Here is a 396-nt window from a genome sequence, read left to right on the forward strand (position 1 = left end):
TATCAACCACAACATTGAAGTACCAGCGGCCACGGGCATCTTCATTGAAACTGGCCGAGCGAAACTTGTATTGGTTCAAGCCGTAGCTGTCCCAGACCTTAAAATAGTGGCCGTTGTGGTAGACCTGACCATTTTTCCATTGCGCCGCACCTGTATTGACGGGTATCTAGCCCAGTGAGCGGCTTACACCGCCTGATTTGCGCCAGTTCAACCGCACCTTCTTAAACTGCTTGCGGCGTGTGACATACTCACCTGCAATGCACTGTAAAGTTTGGCTGTGCAGGCCAAGCTCTTTACCTGCGCCCTTAGTGTAGGGATGCATATCATACGCAGACAAAAACACACCGCGCTCCTTAATCGAGCGGCGGCTTAATTCATTAACAAAATTCCAGACAA

1 pseudogene is annotated in these 396 nt (G+C 50.0%); it reads right to left on the reverse strand.

Annotated elements, in window-relative coordinates:
• Positions 1-166 precede the first annotated feature (166 nt).
• Positions 167-396 (reverse strand): annotated as a pseudogene (locus tag TOI97_RS13240) (RNA-guided endonuclease InsQ/TnpB family protein); the annotation flags it as partial.

It is taken from the genome of Denitrificimonas halotolerans (assembly GCF_034259425.1).
Classification (GTDB): Bacteria; Pseudomonadota; Gammaproteobacteria; order Pseudomonadales; family Pseudomonadaceae; genus Denitrificimonas; species Denitrificimonas halotolerans.